This window comes from Pseudomonas sp. AGC41 (assembly GCF_057334555.1).
The window spans coordinates 72,365-73,914 of the sequence record NZ_JBHFJB010000067.1 but is presented as its reverse complement, the minus strand read 5'-3'; the positions used below and the strand labels follow the sequence as shown (position 1 = coordinate 73,914).

The following is a 1,550-nucleotide window of genomic DNA, read 5'->3' as shown; positions in this document are numbered from 1 at the left end:
CTGACACACCGTTTTCGCGAGCAGGCTCGCTCCCACAGGTATTGTGGTGTTGGCGATCTACCCCCCCGGCGACTTGGCCTTCGCCGGCTTCGGCTCCATGCCCGGGATCGGCTGGTCCTTCGGCGGCCTGGGCATTTCGATCGGCGGCAACAGCGGTGGGCCGCCGCCCGGTGGGGCAGCCTTCGGCACACCGTTGGGCGTGACCGGCGGATACGGCATGGGCGTGGCGGTGCCCGGCGACCCGGGGATGCTCGGCGGGCTGACGGGAATCGTCGGCTGCTGGGCCTGGGCGCAACTTATCGAGAGCGCCGCCAGGGCAATGGCCGTTAGAATGCTGCACTTCATCAATGGCTCCGTGGCTATCGTCTGCTTTCAGGCTAGTCCCAACCGGGCCGGTCTGCCCCATTCCCATGAGATTTCCATGAAACGTTTCGTTCTGCTCGACACCACGCCCATTCCCGACAACGGCGGTGCCTTGTGCCTTTTCGAGTATGGCGAAGACTTCGTCATCAAGATCCAGGGCGGTGACGGCGGGCAGTTGATGAACACTCGCATGCACGGTTCCGAAGATGCCCTGGCCGAGATCCCCTGTCGCAAGGTCGCCGGCCGTCCCGGTTCGCGGGTGCTGATCGGTGGTCTCGGCATGGGCTTCACCCTCGCTTCCGCCCTCAAACACCTGGGCAAGAGCGCCGAAGTGGTGGTGGCCGAACTGGTCCCCGGCGTGGTGGAGTGGAACCGCGGCCCCCTTGGCGAAAAGGCCGGGCGACCGCTGTCGGACCCGCGCACAGTGATCCGCATGGAAGACGTCGCCAAAGTCCTGCAAGCCGAGCCGCACGGGTTCGACGCGATCATGCTGGATGTCGACAACGGCCCGGAAGGCCTGACCCAGAAAGCCAACAGTTGGCTGTATTCGGCCGGCGGCCTGGCCGCGTGCGCCAAGGCCCTGCGCCCCAAGGGCGTGCTGGCGGTATGGTCGGCCAGCGCTGACCGGCAGTTTTCCGACAAGCTGAAGAAGGCCGGTTTCAAGGCCGAAGAGGTGCAAGTGTTCGCCCATGGCAACAAAGGCACCCGCCACACCATCTGGATTGCCGAGAAGCTCAAGGGCTGAGCTAAACTCTGTCCAACCGTCATCAGTCTTTTTACAAAGGTGAACCCATGAGTTCGTCCACCCCACCGTCCAACACCGCCAAGCTCGATCGCATCCTCGCCGACGCCCAGCGCGACCGGGAAATGGGCTACCGTGACAAAGCCCTGAAAATGTACCCCCACGTCTGCGGTCGCTGCGCCCGTGAGTTTTCCGGCAAGCGCCTGAGCGAACTGACCGTCCACCACCGCGACCACAACCACGACAACAACCCGCAGGACGGTTCCAACTGGGAACTGCTGTGCCTGTACTGCCACGACAACGAGCACTCGCGCTACACCGACCAGCAATACTTCGGCGACGGCTCCCTGAGCACGCCGAAAATCGCCAAGGCGACGCATAACCCCTTCGCCGCGCTGGCCGGGTTGATGAAAAAAGACGAGTGAGCCCGCAAGGCCGCCTTGGG

Annotated in this window: 3 protein-coding genes; 2 read left to right on the top strand and 1 reads right to left on the bottom strand. The window is 64.1% G+C overall.

Annotated features, from left to right (window positions below):
- Nucleotides 1-57: 57 nt before the first annotated feature.
- Nucleotides 58-345, bottom strand: a complete 288-nt coding sequence (locus tag ACE04F_RS13010; RefSeq protein WP_486107223.1) for a hypothetical protein — start codon at nucleotides 343-345, stop codon at nucleotides 58-60.
- Nucleotides 346-421: 76 nt separating this feature from the next.
- Here ACE04F_RS13010 and ACE04F_RS13005 point away from each other — a divergent pair, with 76 nt between their 5' ends.
- Both ACE04F_RS13005 and ACE04F_RS13000 read left to right on the top strand, forming a co-directional pair.
- A complete protein-coding gene (locus ACE04F_RS13005) occupies nucleotides 422-1,108 on the top strand; it encodes a spermidine synthase (protein ID WP_486107221.1) in 687 nt (228 codons plus the stop codon).
- A 47-nt stretch (nucleotides 1,109-1,155) separates the two neighbouring features.
- Nucleotides 1,156-1,530, top strand: a complete 375-nt coding sequence (locus ACE04F_RS13000; RefSeq protein ID WP_003184246.1) for a YajD family HNH nuclease — start codon at nucleotides 1,156-1,158, stop codon at nucleotides 1,528-1,530.
- The last annotated feature ends 20 nt before the right edge of the window (nucleotides 1,531-1,550 follow it).

Coding starts and splice junctions, on each gene's coding strand:
- ACE04F_RS13010 (WP_486107223.1), bottom strand. CDS start 345: ATGAAGTGCAGCATTCTAACGGCCATTGCCCTGGCGGCGCTCTCGATA.
- ACE04F_RS13005 (WP_486107221.1), top strand. CDS start 422: ATGAAACGTTTCGTTCTGCTCGACACCACGCCCATTCCCGACAACGGC.
- ACE04F_RS13000 (WP_003184246.1), top strand. CDS start 1,156: ATGAGTTCGTCCACCCCACCGTCCAACACCGCCAAGCTCGATCGCATC.